Genomic DNA, 17,492 nt, shown 5'->3' with positions numbered 1-17,492 from the left:
TCACGGCACTTCCTACAAGCCTGTAGGCAGGCTCGGTCGCGATGGCGGGTGGTTTGCCGTCGACTCGGAGGTAGAGGGTCGAACGACCGCACGAGAACGGTTTCCAACCGGTGAATTCATACGCTGTCAGAACTGCTAACTTCGGCAGTCGGCCACAGGCCGACCTTCGTCAGCGGGTTGGATTCGTGCCTATGGCGCGGTACGGGAAATGCAATGAACTCTGCAGAGGGCATATGAAGTTGTTGGCAAGTATGTTGGCGGCCGCGATGGCGACCTATGTCGCGCTTGTCGTGGTCATCACCCACCTTCATGCGCTGCCTGAGCTCATGTGTCCCAGCGACTTTTCATTGCCAGGCCTCGCTTGCAGATTCGCCGCGTTGGCAGTGACCGTGCTCCTGGTACCCGTGGCGGGGATTGCCGCAGGATTGGCCGTCTGGATGCTATCGACAAGTCGGAGCCGCCGTCGTACGTAAGCTGCCAAGTACCCAGGATGCCCCGAAGTCCGCCGACGGCCATGACCAGCCATTCGACAAGGCGGCAAGAATTCAGGGCAGTACTCGGAGCACGCCATTTCGTACCACGACAAGCAATACGAGGTTTATGTTGTGCTCGGCGCGCCTGGCGTGTTGCCATGGCGTTGGTCGGTGTGGCGCGAGATTGAGCCGCTACTGTCCCCCTTTGTGAGCTCTGCTCGGGGAAAGCCATTTGCCCGTTCGAGCCAGACGATGGGTCTGGGAAAGCAGCACCGGTCGGTGGCGTTCGGACGGATGGGGTGGGACCAAAAGTCACACGCCAGTTGGACTCACGGTTCACCTACTAACGGCGCCGACGCAAAGACATGGAATTTCCTTGGAACCGAAGTTTGGGCGCCTTCTTGGAACGTGTGCGAGAAGAACCTTGAGGCCCCGGATTTCTACCTGCTGAATCGCCCCGGTTTTCGTGGAGGCCGGTTGGTTTAAGTCAGGCCGCCACCGTGGTGGYCTGACTGGCGAGTTGCCTGTAGTCGTTTGCCTCAGCTTCTGCAGGCGGGATGTAGCCGATGGGCTCGAGCAGTCGGTGGTGGTTGAACCATGACACCCATTCCAGCGTGGCCAGTTCCACGGATTCCTTGGTTTTCCATGGTGCTCGGCGGTGAATGAGCTCGGCCTTGTAGAGGCCGTTGATGGTCTCGGCCAGGGCGTTGTCATAGCTGTCGCCCTTGCTGCCCACAGACGGCTCGATACCGGCTTCTGCCAGCCGTTCGGTGTACCGAATGCTGACGTATTGGGCGACCCGCGGTCCGAGTGACAGACCAGGCTTCCGTCGCGCTCCGGCTGCCGGGCATACAGGGCCTGCTCCAGCGCATCGAGCACGAAGTCGGTTCGCATTGAACTGCTCACCCGCCAGCCCACGATGCGCCTGGCAAACACGTCAACGACGAAGGCCACGTAGAGCCAGCCCTGCCAGGTCGAGACGTAGGTGAAGTCGCTGACCCACAGCTGGTTCGGCCGCTCGGCACGGAACTGCCGGTTGACCAGGTCCAGAGCGCATGGCGCCCTGGCATCACCGACGGTTGTGCGCACAACCTTGCCGCGCATCACGCCTCGCAGTCCCAGCCGGCGCATCAATCGCTCGACCGTGCAGCGGGCCACGGTCACGCCTTCACGAGTCAGTTGCCGCCACACCTTGTCGGCGCCGTAGACCTGCATGTTGGCCCGCCAGACACGCTGAATCTCCGGGACCAGCACATCATCGCGCTGAGCCCGGGCGCAGCGTTTGTGAGGCTCACGCAGCAGCGCAGCATGTCGTCGATACGCCGACGGGGCGACCTGCAAAACCTTGCAGACCGGCTCGACCCCAAAGGTATCGCGATGCTTGTCGATGAAATCCTTCAGGACTTGAGCCGGCGGTCGAGCTCCGCCTGGGCGAAAAACGCGCTCGCCAGCTTCAATATCTCGTTGGCCCGGCGCAGTTCCTTGACCTCGCGCTCCAGCTCCTTCATCCGCTGGGCCTCGCTGGTCGTAACGCCTTCGCGCACGCCCGTGTCGACCTCGACGCGCTTGACCCACTCGTGCAGCGTCTGCGGCACGCAGCCAATCTTCGGCGCGATGGACTCGATTGCCGCCCACAGCGACGGGTACTCCCCACGGTGCTCCTGCACCATCCTCACCGCCCGCTCACGGACCTCGGGTGAGAACTTGTTCGACTTCTTCATGGCTCAATCCTCTCAGAGTGTTGAGCCTCCTCAAAATCCGGGGCGATTCACTTCGCGTTCTTGAAGACCAAGCTTGCTCGGCCCGCCTCCGGCGCGTGGTGACGATCTATGCCGCTGGCGTCGCTTGCCGTCGGGCAGAATTCGGCCAGAGCCGGATCGCCGCGGTGCTGTCAGCCAAGAAGTGCTCCTTGTGGACTTGGCCTGCAGGTGCTCATAATCCGCCCTCCGCCCGGAGGGACGGACGTCAGGAACTGGCGGATCTGCGGCTGAACAGCCCGTCGAGTTTGTCCTCGAACGCGTGGTAGCCGCGATGCTCTCGTAGAGCTCCGCGCGAGTTTGCATGCCCCTCCAGCACGGACAATCCCTGGCGCTGCCAGCCTCAAGGGCAGCCGCTAGCGCGGCTCGTGCAAATCGCTGCTGAGGTAGGGCTCGGGGACGCGACAGCGCGATCTTGTAGCCCTCGCCTTCCCGGCCGAGCAGATGGTCGGCCGGTACGCGGCAGTTTTCGAACAGGATCTGGGCGGTGTCCGAAGCGCTCTGGCCCATTTTGTCCTCGATGCGCGCCACGATGTAGCCAGGGGTGTCGGTGGGCACCAGGAAGGCCGAAATACCCTTCTTGCCGGCCGTCTTGTCGGTCACCGCGAACACGATCGCCAGTTGCGCGTTCTTGCCCGACGTGATGAACTGCTTCACCCCGTTGAGCACCCAGTGGTCGCCGTCGCGCTCGGCCCGGCAGCGCAGTGCCGAAGCGTCGGAGCCGACATGCGGCTCGGTGAGGCAGAAGCAGCCCGGCCACTCCCCGCTGGCCAGCCGGCGCAAGTAGCGGTCCTTCTGCATCTCGTTGCCGTAGCCCATCGTGATGCCGCAGGCGAGCGAGTTCTGGACGCTCACGATCGTTGAGGTCGCGCCATCGCCGGCGGCGATCTCCTCGAGGGCCAGCACCAGCGAGACGTAGTCGAGTCCGGCGCCGCCCCAGCTCTCGGGCACGACCATGCCCATGGCGCCAAGCCCGGCGAGTTCTTTCAGCGCCTCTTTCGGGAAGCGGTGTTCGCGCGCCCATTCGGCGGCGAACGGTGCCAGCCGCTCGCGTGCGAAGTCGCGCATCGCGTCGCGGATCATTTCCTGCTCGGGGGTCAGAATCATGCAGATCTCCGGTATTGGGTGTCGGTCACTTGGCGGCCATTCGGATCGCGCCGTCGAGGCGGATGACTTCGCCATTGAGGTAGCTGTTGTCGATGACGTGCATCACCAGGCGGGCGAACTCGTCCGGCTGGCCCAGCCTTGACGGGAACGGCACCATGCGGCCGAGCGCGTCCTGCACCTCCGTGGGCATCGCCTTGATCATGGGCGTCTCCATGATGCCGGGCGCGATGGCCACGACACGGATGCCGTGGCGTGCCAGCTCGCGTGCGATGGGCAACGTCATCGCCACCACGCCGCCCTTGGATGCCGCATAGCCGGCCTGGCCGATCTGGCCGTCGAACGCCGCGACGGAAGCCGTGTTGACGATCACGCCGCGCTCGCCGCCGGCGTCGGGCGGCGATTCGACGATGGCCGCGGCTGCCAGCCGCAGCATGTTGAAGCTGCCGATCAGGTTGATCTGCACCGTGCGTGCGAATGTCTCCAGACGGTGCGGCCCCTCGCGCCCGACGACCTTCTCCGAAGGCGCCACCCCGGCGCAGTTGACGAGGCCATGCAACGGGCCAAAGTCTGCGCGAAAGTCCGCGAAGGCAGCCTCGGCGCCGGCAACGTCCGTCACGTCGGCGGTAGAGAAGCGGGCCCGCGCGCCCAGCTCGGCAGCCAATGCTTCGACCGCTTCGCGGTGGAGGTCCACCAGCAGGACATGCACACCTTGTGCAACGAGTCGGCGCGCCGTTGCGGCGCCGAGACCCGACCCGCCTCCGGTCACGATGAAGCCTCGGTCATTGATCTCCATCAGAAGTTTCCATTCAACAAGAGTTCGCACTAAAAATGGCTTGCGCCGTCGCGCCACACCCGCATGGCGGCTTTTACACCGCCGCACCCAGTTCGATGAACGCCGCCAATTTCCCGTCGTCGCGCAGTGCATCGCCGGCAGCCTGATCGACGATGCGGCCGCGCTCCAGCACCAGCAGTCGTCCCGCACAGTCGCGCAGGAAGTCCAGGTTCTGTTCCGCCACAAGCACGCTCAGCCCGTGTTCCTGCCGGAGTTGACGCAGCGTGGCGGCGATCTCCTGGACGATGTTGGGCTGGATGCCCTCTGTCGGCTCGTCCAGCAGCAGCAGGCGGGGCGCAGGCACCAAGGCGCGCGCCAGCGCCAGCAGTTGCTGCTCGCCACCGGACAAGGTGCCGCCCTGGCGCCCCAGCAGGCGCTCCAGGCGCGGGAAAAGTGCCAGGACGCGTGCCAGCGCCTCGTCTTCTCTGCGGCGTCCGCCACGGCCGATGCAGGCCAGGCGCAGGTTCTCCTCGGCGCTTAGCGTGGCGAGGATGCCGCGGCCCTGCGGCACATAGCCGATGCCGGCATGCGCCCGCGTGTGCGGCGCGGCGCGCGCGAAGTCGCGCCCCTGGAAGCAGATGGCACCGGTGTTGGGGATCACCAGCCCCATCGCCGCCATCAGCAGCGTGCTCTTTCCCATGCCGTTGTGGCCCAGCACACCGACGATCTCGCCGGGCATCACGTCAAGGCCGAGGCCGTGCAGCACGGGGATGGCGCCGTAGCCCGCCCGCAGCGCCTCGATGCGCAAAAGCGGTGCCCGAAGATGTGGTGCTGGAGGCGAGAGAGGTAAAGACATGGTCATTGCGGCTTCTTTCCGAGATAGACGTCGCGAACGCGCTGGTCGGCCAGCACCGCATCGGCCTGGCCCTCCACCAGGATCCGCCCCTGGTGGAACACCGTGACCGATTCGGCAATGCTGCGGATGAAGCGCATGTCGTGCTCCACCACCACCACCGTGGCCGACCGGTTGGCCATGCGCACGGCCTGCGCCATGCGTTCCACCTCGTGTTGCGCCAGGCCGCCGGCCGGCTCGTCCAGCAGCACCAGCCAGGGCTCTGCGACCAGCACGACGCCCAGTTCCACCAGCTGTCGCTGGCCATGCGCGAGCAGGCCGGTCGGCTGGCGGGCGATGCCTTCGAGTTGCAGCTGGCGCAGCATGGCGTCGGCCTTGTCGCTGGCGACGCCCGCCGGGTGGAAGAACTTCGCCGCCAGCCACAGGTTCTCATGCACCGTCAGGCCACCCATCAGCTGAGGCACCTGGGTCTTGATGCCCACGCCAGCCCGCGCGATGGCATGCACCGGCTGCCCGGTGACGCGTTGCCCGTCCAGCCACACATCGCCCGCGCTGGGCGCGTACTGGCCGGAGATGCAGCGAAAGAAGGTGGACTTGCCGGCCCCGTTGGGCCCGATCAGGCAGCGCAGCTCGCGGCGGCGCAGCGTGAAGTCGACGCCGTCGACCGCCACCACGCCGCCGAAGCGCATGCACAGGCCCTGGGTCTGCAGCACGGTGTCCCGTGCGTTTGGCTCAGTTGCTGGCGCCATGCCGTGCCTCCCCTGGCGTGCCGATGGCGGCTTCCGGTGCGCTGCGTTGCGCCTTCTGCAGCCACCGTGCCCAGCCGTGCTGGAAGGCCGGCACCATGCCGCGCGGAAGCGCCAGCACGGCAGCCAGCAGGATGACGCCGAACACCAGCTGGTTGTTGACCAGGATCTGGCTCGCCAGCAAGGTCTTGGCGCTGCCCAGCAGCACCGCGCCCACGATCGGCCCGGCCAGCGTGCCGAGCCCGCCGACGATGACCCAGACAATGATTTCCGCCGATTGCCCGAGAGAGAACAGGCCCGGTGTGACGATCTCGGCCCAGCTCGCGTACAGCATGCCCGCCAGGCCCGCCAGCGCCCCGCCCGCCGCGAAGATACCGGTCTTGTAGACGCGCACGTCGTAGCCCAGCATCTGGGCGCGCAGTTCGTTCTCGCGGATGCCGATCAACACCCTGCCTCCATCGCTGCCCATGAACCAGCGCCCGCCCAGCCAAGCCGCGAGCAGCACGGCGGCGCACAGGTAGTACAGCGCGTCGCCTGAAAACGCGACCCATGGCGCGGCTGGGTCACCCAGCGAAGGCAGCGGAAAGCCTGGAATGCCGTTGAAGCCGCCGAGCGGCGCGAGGCCCATCCGATCGTCCGGCCCCGAGGCGGCGTTCAGGTACTTGAACAGGATCAATGTGAAGACCAGGGTGATGACACCCAGGTACACGTCGCTGATGCGGCCATAGAACATCATGGCGCCCAGCAGCGCGGCGACGAGTCCGGGCACCGCCATGGCCAGCATCAGCGCGACCGGCGTGCCCCAGGCATGTGCCTCGAAGTTGATGGCTGCGATGGCGTAGACATACGCTCCCAGACCGAAGAAAGCGCCCTGCCCGAAGCACAGGATGCCGCCCACGCCCCAGACCAAGCCCAGCGACAACGCCAGCACGGCGTAGACCAGCAGCAGCGTGGCGTTGTAGGCCGATGCAAACTGCGGCAGCACCAGCAGGCCCAGCGCCACGGCGCTCCATTGGACCCACCAGGTGCGGCCTTGCAACACGGCGTGCGTCGACATCACAGCGCTCCCTTGAAGTAGCGGCCAGTGATGCCCTGCGGCAGCAAGCGCAGCAGCACGACGGCGACCACCAGCAGCACGATCTCGCCTGCCACCGGCGTGCGCAGCACCTCCACCGCCTTGCCGGTGATGCCCAGCAGCAGGCTGGCCGCGCTGGTGCCGGCGATCACCGAGGCGCCGCCGCTGACCACGGTGATGAACGATTTGGCGATGAACTGGCCACCGGCCAGCGGCGTGATCGCCGCCACCGGCGCGAGGATGGCGCCCGCCAGGCCCGACAGCGCCGCGCCCGCACCAAAGGTCAGCATGTAGATGCGCTGCGGGTCATAGCCCATGGCGGAGACGACCTGCGCCGACTGCATGGCACCGCGCACCACCAGTCCTGCGCGCGTGAGCCGCAGCACCAGGTACAAGCCCACCAGCAGCGCCAGCGCGGCGCCGATGATGAACAGGCCGTAGCCCCCGACCTGGTAGTCGCCGATGGTCACCGGTCCGAGCGGATTGGGCAGGCCCGTGGTGGTGTTGCCGAAGACGGTGACCAGCGCGCCGCTGATCAGCAGCGATAGACCCCAGGTAGCCAGCATGGTGTCCACCATGCGGCCGTAGAGGTGGCGGATCACCAACCGTTCGACCAGCATGCCGAACAGGCCCACCAGTACCGGCGGCACCACCGGGATGGCAACCCAGATCGGCAGGCCGGCCTGGTGCGCGACGATGGCCGCATAGCCACCCAGCACCAGGAACTCGCCATGCGCGAGGTTGATCACCCGCATCAGTCCGAAGACCAATGCTAGGCCCAGGGAGATCAGCACCAGGAAGCCGACCGCGTAAGCAAATTCGATGGCGGTGACGAGGGAATGGCTCACGGCAGCGCTCCTGCCGCGTGGCGTGCGTGTGGGTTCATGGGTGCGCGTCATACTGCTTGTTGTCGTTCGGGTTGCGCTGCAGGTCGCACACCGCTTGTGTGTCCACCGGCTGGCGCTGCGCGAAGGTCTTGCGCACCACGAGTTGCTGGTCGCGGATCTCCATCACGTGCACATCCACCACGGCATGGTGCGTGCGTTTGTCCACGGAGATCCTGCCGCTGGGCGCGTCGATCGCGAAGTCGCCCTCCAGCACGTTCGTGATTGCCTCGCGCCGTGTGCTGCCCGCCTGCTTCACCGCGGCAGCCCAGAGCTTGAGCGTCTGGTACTGCGAGGCCGCCATCTCTGTGATCTGCTTGGCATCGCCGTACTTGCGTGCCCAGGCAGCGACGAAGGCCTGGTTCGTCGGAAGAGACAACCCGCGCGAGTAGTTGTAGGCCACGAGGATGCCGTCGCCTTCCGCTGGCGTGAGCACCAGATGCTCATTGCCGACACCCAGCGTGGTCGATGCGATCGGAATGCGCCCCTTCATGCCGGAGGCCGCCCACTGCCGGTAGAACGACAGGTGGGCGCCGCCCACCAGCGCCGAGATCAGGAAATCCGGACGCGCGTCCTGGATCTTCTTGATCGTCGAGTTGAAGTCGGAAACGTCCAGCGGGAAGAACTCCACGGCCACCGCTTCGCCGCCGTTGTCCTTTAACAGCTTCTGGAACGAGTGGGCCATGGCCTGGCCGTAGTTGTAATCGGCCGCCAGCACGTAGGCCCGCTTGCCCTTGAACGCCTTCATGGCTTCCGGCACAAGCACAGCGGCCTGCTGAGCGGGCGTCGTGCCGGTCAAGAACGCATTGCGGTCGCACACGCCGCCCTCGTACAGCGGCGTGTAGAAATAGGGCATCCGCGCGCGGCCCAGCAGCGGACGAATCGCCTCGCGCGACGCGGACAGGATGCCGCCGATCACCACATCCACCTTGTCCTGGCGCACCAGCTGCTGCGCGAACTTGGTGTACTGCGCCATATCCGACTGGGTGTCGTAGCCGATCTTTACCACCTTGCGGCCAAGCAGGCCGCCAGCCTGATTGATCTCCTCGATGGCCAGGTCCAGGCCCTGGTTCATGGGCTTGCCGTAGGCGTCGAAGTTGCCGGACAGATCGAGCAGGCTGCCGAGCCGGATGTCCTGCGCAGCGAAGGCTGGCAGGGTGAAGGCCGGTGTAGCCAGCAGCGTCGAGCCGATGCGCAGGAATCTGCGGCGATGGGAAAGCATGGACTTCTCCTGAGGTGGTGATGGGGAGAAGTTAGTGGCTGCCGGCTTATCCGGATGGCCTTGCAAGGACACGGCGTTGTGCCTTGAAAGACAGATGGGCCAGCTGTCCTGTGAGACACAACTACGTGTCCATGCCAGCACAGTCGCGCACCGGTACCGCTCCTATCGTCTTGCCCGGCCCCAGCGGCGCCCGCCAATTCCGGCAGCGCCAAACGATGCGCCAGGGCCGTATCCATTTCCCAAGGAGCGATTCGATCGCACGCGGCCCGCTCTTGCGGTGGCCGCACTTGCAGCGTCGCTGATGCTGCCGCTGCCCGGCTGGGTCATCGACGTGGATCCGGGCGACTACGTGCCGGCCCCACCCGGCACGACGGTCGGCCTGCTCTATGCCCAGCACGCCACGCGCAACCAGCTGTACGCCGGCGGCGTGCGGGCAAGCCTGGACCCGCGGCTGGACTCGGACGTGGGAATCCTGCGCCTTGTGCACTACACCGCCGTGGGCGGGATCAACGATGCGCCGTCGCGCATCTACCTGGGCATCACGCCGTACCTGATCCTGCCAACGGGCAGCTACGACCGCAACCGGCCTCTGAACCTGGGCGAGAACCGCTGGAAGTTCAACCTGCAGGTCGGCTTCTCCGAGGGCCTGACCGAGCGCTGGCATGTGGACCCGACGGCCGATGCCATGTTCCATGGGAAGAACGACGACTTCGGCGCGGGCGGCCAATCCATGCGGCAGGACCGGCTGTACCAGGCCCAGGCTTATTCAGCGTGGGCGCGAGCCACCTCATGGAACCGACCACGCAGCTGCCGGTGTCCCTGGGACGCGACCTGAAGGTGGACAACGGCCTGCGGGAGAACGCCCGCATCAACCTGCGTCTGCTACAGATCTTCTGAAGACGGCACAAGGGCCCGGACGCTTGCTGGGGCCGGGCCCCTTCTTCTGGTCAGCGGTTCTGCGGGATGATTTGGCTACGAACGCTCCAGCGCACTGTAGGCACTGGCCGCGCGGCAGATGGCGAATTCGTCATAGTTCATAGTGCTTCGCGGTGAGCATCGCACCGATCGGCAGACCGTTCGCCTCGCCACAAGGCACGGACATCGATGGATGGCCGATTCCATCGGAGGCTTAGTGCATCTGAAATGGCGCTCTTCTCATATCTAGCAGAGACTTTGAACACGGTCTGAGGGCGGCACAAGTGTCCGGGCGCAGGGCGCGCCCTGGCCCTTGGCCGCTTCGCTTATGGTTGCGCTCGCGTGGTCATCAGGCGTCGCAGGCCGGCGCCGGCTGCGCGTGCAGCGCGGCATCGCGCATCATGCCCGTCGCGGCATGGCAGTTGATGTACTCGTGGTACTGGTCCTGGCCGTGGGAGACCGACACCTCGTGATACAGCCGCAGCTTGGACAGGCTGGCCGCGACGCGGAAGAAGGTGACGAAGATGCGCAGATGCGTAGGGTGCGATTCGGCCCAGCGCTCCAGCAGGTCCAGCGAGCGCCAGTGACCGATGTTGTAGCTCTGGTCCAGCAGCCTGCCGTCCAGGTCGATGTAGCGCACGTAGCGGTTGCTGTAGCAGCCCAACTGCGCGCCGTGATCGCGCAGGAAGTCCATGCCGGCACTTAGCGTGGGCTCAATGTCCTGCAGGTACAGGCGGYGCTCCTCGGCCAACGCTTCGGCCCAGTCCTGCCCCGAGCGGATCAGCGCGATGTTGTCGTGGCCGCGCACGACCACGCGGCCACCGCGAGCCGGATCACCGTGCACCACGTGCAGGCTGCCGACGGGCTGCATGCGGTCCACTTGCGAGGCCGGAAAGCGGTCGCGCATGGAACCCCAGTAGCCGTGTTCCTGGATGTCCGCGCTCATTCCGTCCATCACGGCGCCGACGCCGGGCAGCGCCTCCTTGAAAGCGTAGAGTGTCTCGAACTGGTCGGCGCGCGGCGCGCTCACCTCGCGGAAGTAGCCCAGGCCTTCGTGCAGGCGCGCGTCGGCGCTCCACCAGTCGCTCTGCGCCGGGGCCTCCATCCAGCGTTGGTGCGCGGCGGGGTCACGCCAGTAGCCGACGACCATCAAGTTGTCGTGGCCGCTGGCGTCGACGTGGTGCGTGAGGTCGTGGTGCTGCGGGCCATCGGGCGCACCGAAGGTCTCGACCCACTGGCGCAGTACGGCCAGCGCGCGCGGCTTGTGCGCCTCACCCCGGTACTGGACGCCGAAGTAGGCCATCACGACCTGCTTCAGTGCGGGAGTGGCGCGTGCTACCCACATCGGGAAGGGGGGCTGGTACTCGTCGGCCACGCGGCGCGACAGCGCGCGTGGGCATTGAAGATGCTTGTCGATGGCTGATTCCATGAGGGGCTCCGGAGTGCGTGAAGTGAAAGGGTTACTCTGCGGCGGCTTCGTGTGGCAGCTCCGCGCTCTCGTCCAGCGCCAGCGCGCCGGGCAGTTCGGTCCAGGCCGACAGCCCGGCCTCAATCTCGAGCGGTGTCAGCAGGCAGGCATCGAGCGCCTGGCGCAGCGCCGTCAGGTCCATGCCTTGACCGATGAACACGATTTCCTGACGGCAATCGCCGCTCGGCTCTTCCCACTTGCGCAGGATGGCGTCGCGCCGGTAGCTGTCCTGCGGCCAGTCGGACTGCGGCACGAAGCGCCACCAGCGGCCGAGGTAGCCCCAGCGGAAGGAGCCGCCGGTCTGCACAAGCATGCCGGTGTCGGCATAGCGGTTGGCCGTCCAAAAATAGCCCTTGCAGCGCAGCAGGCGTCCGTTGCACCAGGGCTGGCGCAGGAAATTCAGCAGCCGCAGCGGATGGAACGGCGCGCGTTCGCGGTACACCCATGAGGCGATGCCATAGTTCTCGGACTCGGGCGGGCGCGTGTCGTCTTCGTCCATGCGCCGCATCCAGCCCGAGGACTGGACCAACTGCGGCAGGTCGAAGAGACCGGTGTCCAGCACCTGGGCGAGGTCGACCTGGCCGTGCGCCATGGGCAGGATGCGTGCATGCGGATTCAGCGCCGCCAGCACCGCCTTCAATTCTGCGAAGCCGGCCTCGCCGATCACGTCGAAGCGGCTGACCAGGATCACGTTGGCGTACTCCACCTGCTCGGTCACCAGGTCCGACAGGCTGCGCGGCGTGCCGTTCTGCGCCGCCTGCGCATCGTCGGCAAGCCGGTCGCGCGAGGCCAGCAGGTCGGCAAAGCGGCTGCCGTCCACCACGGTGACCAGGGTGTCCAACCGGGCCAGTTCGCTCAGGCTGAAGCCGCTCTGGTCGAGGAAAGCGAAGGTCTCGGCTACCGGCATGGGTTCGGAGATGCCGGTGGATTCGATCAGCAGGTAGTCGAACCGCTGCTGCCGCGCCAGCGCGCTCACCTGCTCCAGCAGGTCGGCGCGCAGCGTGCAGCAGATGCAGCCGTTGCTCATCTCCACCAGCTCGTCGCTGCCGCGGTGCAGCGACACGTTGCGGGCCACGTCGTCGGCGTCGATATTGACATCGCTCATGTCGTTGACAATCACGGCAACGCGCAGCCCGCTGCGGTTGTGCAGCAGATGGTGCAGCAGCGTGGTCTTGCCGGCGCCGAGGAAGCCCGAGAGGACTGTCACGGGCAGGCGGGTGGGCACGGGCACCTCGCCGACGCCGGCGCGCAACAGTCCTCGGCTCATGCCGCCACCGCGGCCGGTGCCTTGTCGAGGTAGCTCTCGAACAAGTCCACCACCACCAGGCCGTCGTCGACCGCATCGCTCCAAAGGTCGCGTACCTTGAACTGCACGTGATAGGTCGGCTGCAACGCAGCGCTGTCATCGCCGTGGCCGGCGCCGTCGGGGAACGGCCACTGCACCTTCGTGCGGTGCAGCACCACGCCCTTCTTGCCGCGCGCGTAGGCCGGGCAGCGGATGTGGCCACTGAAGTATTCGTCGCGCACGACCACCTGGTCGCCGACTTCGAAGGGCGCGCGGCCGGTGATGGCGGCGCGGCCTGCGCTCTGGGGCGGGATAGAGAGTTTGTAGTGCGCGCCCAGTTCCTCGTCCAGCTCCTGCTGCGTAAGCACGCCCTTCTCGACCAGCAACGAGGCGGTGGCGATCACGTAGCGCTCGTAGTAGGTGGTGCCGACGTGCTGGCGCACGTCGAGGCGCTCGACCGCATGCCGCGCTTCGTCCAGCGTGAACTTCTTCAGTTCGACCACGCCGAGGAACAGCAGCGAGTAGGCCAGGTGCTCCCAGTCTTCCTTGAAGACCTTCTTGTAGTCCAGGCTGTTGATGGTGTGCGGGATCTTGCCGAAGCCTTGAAAGCCGCCGAGGTCGTGAAAACCGTCCATGTTGATTCTCCAGAAGTGTGTGTGGGGGGTGATAGAGGACTGCGCGCTTCAGGCCACGCGCGGCAGGGCCACGCCAATCAGCACGTCCTTAGTGACGAGCTTGCGCAGGGCTTCCTCGTCCATCTTCTCGCTGCCCTGTGGGCGCATTGGCAGCACCATGTAGCGCGTTTCGGCCGAGGTGTCCCACACCCGCACGGTCACGTCGTCGGCCAGTTCGGTGCCCAACTCGCCCAGCACCGTGCGACCCTCGCGCACCAAGCGTGCACGGAATTCGAAGCCCTTGTACCACTCGGGTGGCAGGCCCAGCACGGGCCAGGCCGTGCACGAGCACAGGCTGCACACGATGACGTTCTTGATCGTGGGCGTGTCTTCTACTGCCACGATGTACTCGCCCTGTGCGCCGGTGTAGCCGTATTCCTCGCAGGCGGCGGTGCCGTCGCGCAACAGCAGCGCTCGGTAGTCCGGATCGRTCCAGGCACGGGCCACGACCCGGGCGCCGTTGTCGGGGCCGAACTTGTTGGCGAAAAGGTCCGTCAGGCCTTCGATGAAGCCGTCGGGGATCAGTCCCTTCTTCTGCAGGACGGCCTTGAGGGCGAAAGCCCTCTGGCCCGGGGTCGTCTGGCCAGTGGTGATTGCGGGTGTGCTCATCGTGTGCTCCTATGGGCTGGGGTGGGTGAAAACGGTGACGGCGCGGGGCCGGAGTGCAAACGCTCTCGTCAGAGCGCGGGATGGCGTCGGTGCCAATCGGTCGCGCGCTGGTAGGCCCAGCCGGCGCGCACCAGCAAGGCCTCGCCGAAATGTGGTGCGATGAACTGGAAGGCCACGGGCGCGCCGCCAGGCGTACGACCGCCGGGCAGCGTGATGGTCGGGTGGCCGCTCAGGTCGAACGGGCAGGTGTAGCGCAGCATGGCGGCGAAGAGTTCGGCATCCACGCCGAACTTGGACATCAGCTCCATGGTGGCGCCGGCAATGGCCGTGGCGGGCGCAAGAATCAGGTCCACGTCATTGAACACGGCGTTGACGCGACCCCGAAAGTCGGCGCGGCGCAGCCAGAGCTTCTGGTAGTCCATGGCGCTCATCTGGCGTCCCACGTCGATCACACCGGCTAGGCCGGGACCGTACTCAGCGCGGCGTGCCGGGAAGGTGGCCTCGTGTGCCACGGCAGTTTCCACTGCACACAGCGGTGCCCAGTCCTGCAACACCTGCTCGGCGTCGGGGAAATGCACCTCGCGCACGCTGCCGCCCAGTGGCTCGATCTGCGCCAGCACCGCCTGCAGCACAGCCTTGGTCGGTGCATCGGCGCGGTCCAGGGTCCAAGCCGGATCGATGCCCACCCGCAGGCCGGCCAGGCCACGCGTCATCTGTGCGAGGTAGTCGGGAATGGGCTCTTGGCTGGCGGTCGGGTCCTTGGGGTCGGGCCCGGCGATCACCTGCAATAGCGCACCCGCGTCGGCGGCGCTGCGCGCCATAGGACCGATGTGGTCCAGCGATGCGGCCAGCTCGAACGCGCCGTACCGGCTGACGCGACCCCAGGTCGGTTTCAGGCCAGTGATGCCGTTGGCCGCGCTCGGAAAGCGGATCGAACCACCCGTGTCCGTGCCTAGCGCGCCGAAGCATAGACCGGCCGCCGTGGCCACGCCCGAACCGCTGGAGGATGCCCCGCACCACAATGCATCGCCCCAGGGGTTCACCGGAGGCGTGATTTCGGGATGGTGATCGGCGAAGGCGCCCTCGGTCTGCTGCAGCTTGCCCAGCAGCACAGCGCCGGCCTCGCGTAGCCGGCGCACGGCCGTGGCGTCCTCGGCGGGCTTGTGGTGCTTGTAGATGGTCATGCCATGCGCGCTGGGTACACCGGCCGTCCAGAGCAAGTCCTTGACCGCGAGCGGCACGCCGTGCAGTGGTCCGCGGGCCTTGCCGCTTGCAATCTCGTCGTCGGCTCGGCGGGCATCCACCATGGCCTGGTCGGCCATGAGCGTCGCATAGCTCTGCAACCTGGCGTCAACGCTGCCGATGCGTGCCAGCAGCGCGCCCGTCACCTCTTCGGACGACAGCGCGCGGGACTGGATCCGTCGGCCGACCTCCAGAAGTTCGAGGTAGTGGATGTCTGTGTGTGCCATGTCGCGGAGTCCTTTGCTCGTCAGTGGAAGGGGGCTCGGACGCGGCGCCTGCGCCGTGTCAGCCGGAGCCTAAGTTACCGGCGGAGACCTCTGACGGCTGGACTGGGAAGGACGGACCGTTGGCCCGGGAGAGACACACGCTGGCCAGTGCTACTACCAGTACCAGTATCAGTACCAGTCGCACAAGCCCAAGCCCAAGCAAGATCCGGCGCAAGGCGGCTCGTCTGGAAGGCGCAGACGCGCCGTCAGTGGCGCATCAACAGCGTGTGCGGCGTGCAGCCGAATGACTTGCGAAAGGCGCGGCTGAAATGGGATACATCGGAGAAACCATGGTCGAACGCCGCTTCGGTTACGCTGCGCGAACGCCCTTCGACCAGCGCGCGGCGGCTTGCCTCCAACCGAAGCTGCCACACCAGGGCCATGGGCGTCTGGTCGCGTCGGGCGAACGCACGCGTGATGCTGCGCGACGACACGCTGTGCGCTTGGGCCAAGCTGTCCAAATTGAGGCTGGGGTCTTCAAATCGGCGCTCGATGTACGACACGACACGCGCGTAGAGGTCGTGTTCGCGCGGCGGTGCGTCACTGCACATCTGCACTTCCAGCGTCACGGCCACCAAGTCCAGGAGCGTGCTGCCAAACTGCGAAGCCGCTCCAGGACGCATGCGGTCGAAGTCCATGGCTGCCCCCTGTTCGATCAGCAAGCGCAACGGACTGGCACCGGGCTTGGAAGCGTTGATGCCCAGGGCGGTGAACTGCTCGGCCCCAGGACAGCGCTGCAACAACGACCGGCGTGGCAGGCGCAACAGGTAGACACACTGCGCCTCCAGTAAGAAGGTGAAGGGACGCCCCGCGTCGTAAAGCACCATGTCGCCCGAGCCGACCCCGATCTGGTGCTCGCTCTGCGTCACCACCCCATTGCCATGAGCCATGTAGGCGATCCACAGGTCGTCGTGCGGTCCCCGCCGGAGGTGGTGACTGTCGCGCGACCAATGGTGCAGGGGCGCCGTCATGGTGCTGACATCCACCGCACCGATGGGGTTCACGGCCAGCTCGCCGTCAAAGGGGCCTTGGGACATCATGCGGCTGGCCGCGGGCACGCAGTGGCGGCACACGACGTCGTTCCAGTAGTCGAATCGCCGAGTGACATCGACGCCGCTGGTTGAATATTGAAAGCGTTCCATACAACTCCGTGCCCCTGATCGGCAGGCCTCTTTCCAAGGTCGACAACGACAAAACCTGGACGCGAATTAAGCACAAGACGTGCCTGCGCTGCATCGGAAGTTACCCGGGAGCGACTTGGCGGTGAGGGACGGCGTCGACCGCGCGCGTCGTACGATGCTGTACAGGCAAGCGCCGGCAATCGACCACGGCGCGAGAGGCCTCTGGTTTCACGTTCTGACTTTGATCGAAGGGGATGCAAGTAGGGGGCGACGCAGCACCGCGGGATGTCTCGGCGCGTTGACCGGAGACCGCCGCGAGGCGGCAGAATTCGCGCCGGATGAAGGAGAGCTGAAGCGCGGACGCGGAAGCCCTCGCGCGCCGACGCTTGGACGTGCGGTTCGCCCGGATCGATGCCCCGATTGCGGGGCGTATCGACCAGGCATTCGTCACCGAAGGCGCGCTGGTGGGCGCGAGCGATCCCACGCCGATGGCCCGTATCCAACAGATCGACAAGGTCTATGTAGACGTGCGCCAGCCCGCTGCGGCGCTGGAGGCGCTGAGGGCGCAGGGCGCGAGCCTGCCCGTCACCCTGCTGCGGTCCGATGGAAGGCCATGCCCCATGCGCGGCCAGGTTCTTTTTTCCGCCATCAACGTGGACCCGGGCACGGGCGACGTGCTGCTACGAATCCGGGTGGACAACCCCGAGCGCCTGCTGTTCCCGGGCATGTTCGTGCGCGCGAAGGTCGTGAGAGGCCAGTACGCCGAAGCCTTGCTGGTGCCGCAGCAGGCGGTGAAGCGCGTGTACGGCAAGGCGCAGGTATGGACGGTGGAGCAGGGCGATGTGGCCCGGCTCACCACCGTGCAATTGGGTGAGGCAGTTGGCCACCAGTACCGCATCGCCGGCGGCCTGCGGCCCGATCAACGCGTGGTTGTCGAGGGCGCCGAACGGCTCAAGCCGGGCGCGCAGGTCGCGCCGCAGGCTTGGAAGGCGCCGGCGGCGGATGCCGCAGTCCACTGAACAC

The 17,492-nt window shown here is 66.4% G+C and carries 14 protein-coding genes, 2 pseudogenes and 1 other annotated feature; of the genes and pseudogenes, 2 read left to right on the top strand and 14 right to left on the bottom strand.

What is annotated here, in order from left to right:
* Positions 1-960: 960 nt before the first annotated feature.
* The 8 genes and pseudogenes from AC1D2E_RS19600 to AC1D2E_RS19565 all read right to left on the bottom strand — a co-directional run bounded on the left by AC1D2E_RS19600 (position 961) and on the right by AC1D2E_RS19565 (position 8,961).
* A pseudogene (locus AC1D2E_RS19600) lies at positions 961-2,194 on the bottom strand (IS3 family transposase).
* Positions 1,800-1,916 (bottom strand) — a sequence feature (AL1L pseudoknot). (Overlaps the previous pseudogene by 117 nt.)
* Positions 2,195-2,224: 30 nt before the next feature.
* Positions 2,225-3,337, bottom strand: a complete 1,113-nt coding sequence (locus AC1D2E_RS19595; protein WP_478198937.1) for an acyl-CoA dehydrogenase family protein — start codon at positions 3,335-3,337, stop codon at positions 2,225-2,227.
* A gap of 25 nt (positions 3,338-3,362) precedes the next feature.
* Positions 3,363-4,130 carry a 3-hydroxyacyl-CoA dehydrogenase gene (locus AC1D2E_RS19590; RefSeq protein ID WP_478198936.1) on the bottom strand — a complete coding sequence of 256 codons (768 nt, stop codon included), beginning with the start codon at positions 4,128-4,130 and terminating at the stop codon, positions 3,363-3,365.
* A gap of 73 nt (positions 4,131-4,203) precedes the next feature.
* Positions 4,204-4,965, bottom strand: a complete 762-nt coding sequence (locus tag AC1D2E_RS19585) for an ABC transporter ATP-binding protein (protein ID WP_478198935.1) — start codon at positions 4,963-4,965, stop codon at positions 4,204-4,206.
* 2 nt (positions 4,966-4,967) lie between these two features.
* A complete protein-coding gene (locus AC1D2E_RS19580; RefSeq protein ID WP_478198934.1) occupies positions 4,968-5,675 on the bottom strand; it encodes an ABC transporter ATP-binding protein in 708 nt (235 codons plus the stop codon).
* Between the two features lie 19 nt (positions 5,676-5,694).
* Positions 5,695-6,765 carry a branched-chain amino acid ABC transporter permease gene (locus AC1D2E_RS19575; RefSeq protein WP_478198933.1) on the bottom strand — a complete coding sequence of 357 codons (1,071 nt, stop codon included), beginning with the start codon at positions 6,763-6,765 and terminating at the stop codon, positions 5,695-5,697.
* On the bottom strand, positions 6,765-7,631 hold the full coding sequence (locus AC1D2E_RS19570; RefSeq protein WP_478198932.1) for a branched-chain amino acid ABC transporter permease: 867 nt from the start codon (positions 7,629-7,631) through the stop codon (positions 6,765-6,767). Before AC1D2E_RS19570 ends, AC1D2E_RS19575 begins: the two co-directional genes overlap by 1 nt.
* A gap of 34 nt (positions 7,632-7,665) precedes the next feature.
* Positions 7,666-8,961, bottom strand: a complete 1,296-nt coding sequence (locus tag AC1D2E_RS19565; protein ID WP_478198931.1) for an ABC transporter substrate-binding protein — start codon at positions 8,959-8,961, stop codon at positions 7,666-7,668.
* A 205-nt stretch (positions 8,962-9,166) separates the two neighbouring features.
* Between AC1D2E_RS19565 and AC1D2E_RS19560 the strand changes: the two genes are divergently transcribed.
* Positions 9,167-9,724, top strand: coding sequence for a transporter (locus tag AC1D2E_RS19560; protein WP_478198930.1), 558 nt, complete (start codon positions 9,167-9,169; stop codon positions 9,722-9,724).
* A 429-nt stretch (positions 9,725-10,153) separates the two neighbouring features.
* On the opposite strand, the gene oxdA is transcribed toward AC1D2E_RS19560, so the two are convergent.
* The 6 genes from oxdA to AC1D2E_RS19530 all read right to left on the bottom strand — a co-directional run bounded on the left by oxdA (position 10,154) and on the right by AC1D2E_RS19530 (position 16,490).
* Positions 10,154-11,233: an aliphatic aldoxime dehydratase gene (gene oxdA / locus AC1D2E_RS19555; protein WP_478198929.1), complete on the bottom strand. Its 1,080-nt coding sequence runs from the start codon at positions 11,231-11,233 to the stop codon at positions 10,154-10,156.
* 31 nt (positions 11,234-11,264) lie between these two features.
* Complete coding sequence (locus AC1D2E_RS19550; protein WP_478198928.1) at positions 11,265-12,539, bottom strand: GTP-binding protein; 1,275 nt, start codon at positions 12,537-12,539, stop codon at positions 11,265-11,267.
* On the bottom strand, positions 12,536-13,192 hold the full coding sequence (nthB, locus tag AC1D2E_RS19545; protein ID WP_478198927.1) for a nitrile hydratase subunit beta: 657 nt from the start codon (positions 13,190-13,192) through the stop codon (positions 12,536-12,538). The genes AC1D2E_RS19550 and nthB overlap by 4 nt, the downstream gene beginning before the upstream one ends.
* A gap of 48 nt (positions 13,193-13,240) precedes the next feature.
* On the bottom strand, positions 13,241-13,840 hold the full coding sequence (gene nthA / locus AC1D2E_RS19540; RefSeq protein ID WP_478198926.1) for a nitrile hydratase subunit alpha: 600 nt from the start codon (positions 13,838-13,840) through the stop codon (positions 13,241-13,243).
* A gap of 68 nt (positions 13,841-13,908) precedes the next feature.
* On the bottom strand, positions 13,909-15,309 hold the full coding sequence (locus tag AC1D2E_RS19535) for an amidase (protein WP_478198925.1): 1,401 nt from the start codon (positions 15,307-15,309) through the stop codon (positions 13,909-13,911).
* A 245-nt stretch (positions 15,310-15,554) separates the two neighbouring features.
* A complete protein-coding gene (locus AC1D2E_RS19530; protein ID WP_478198924.1) occupies positions 15,555-16,490 on the bottom strand; it encodes a helix-turn-helix domain-containing protein in 936 nt (311 codons plus the stop codon).
* 359 nt (positions 16,491-16,849) lie between these two features.
* Between AC1D2E_RS19530 and AC1D2E_RS19525 the strand changes: the two are divergent.
* A pseudogene (locus tag AC1D2E_RS19525) lies at positions 16,850-17,488 on the top strand (efflux RND transporter periplasmic adaptor subunit); the annotation flags it as partial.
* Positions 17,489-17,492: the final 4 nt, after the last annotated feature.

The sequence above is a fragment of the Variovorax sp. P1_H2 genome, from assembly GCF_056405295.1.
Note: the sequence above shows the minus strand (reverse complement) of the source record. Positions and strands in the feature narration are given on the sequence as shown.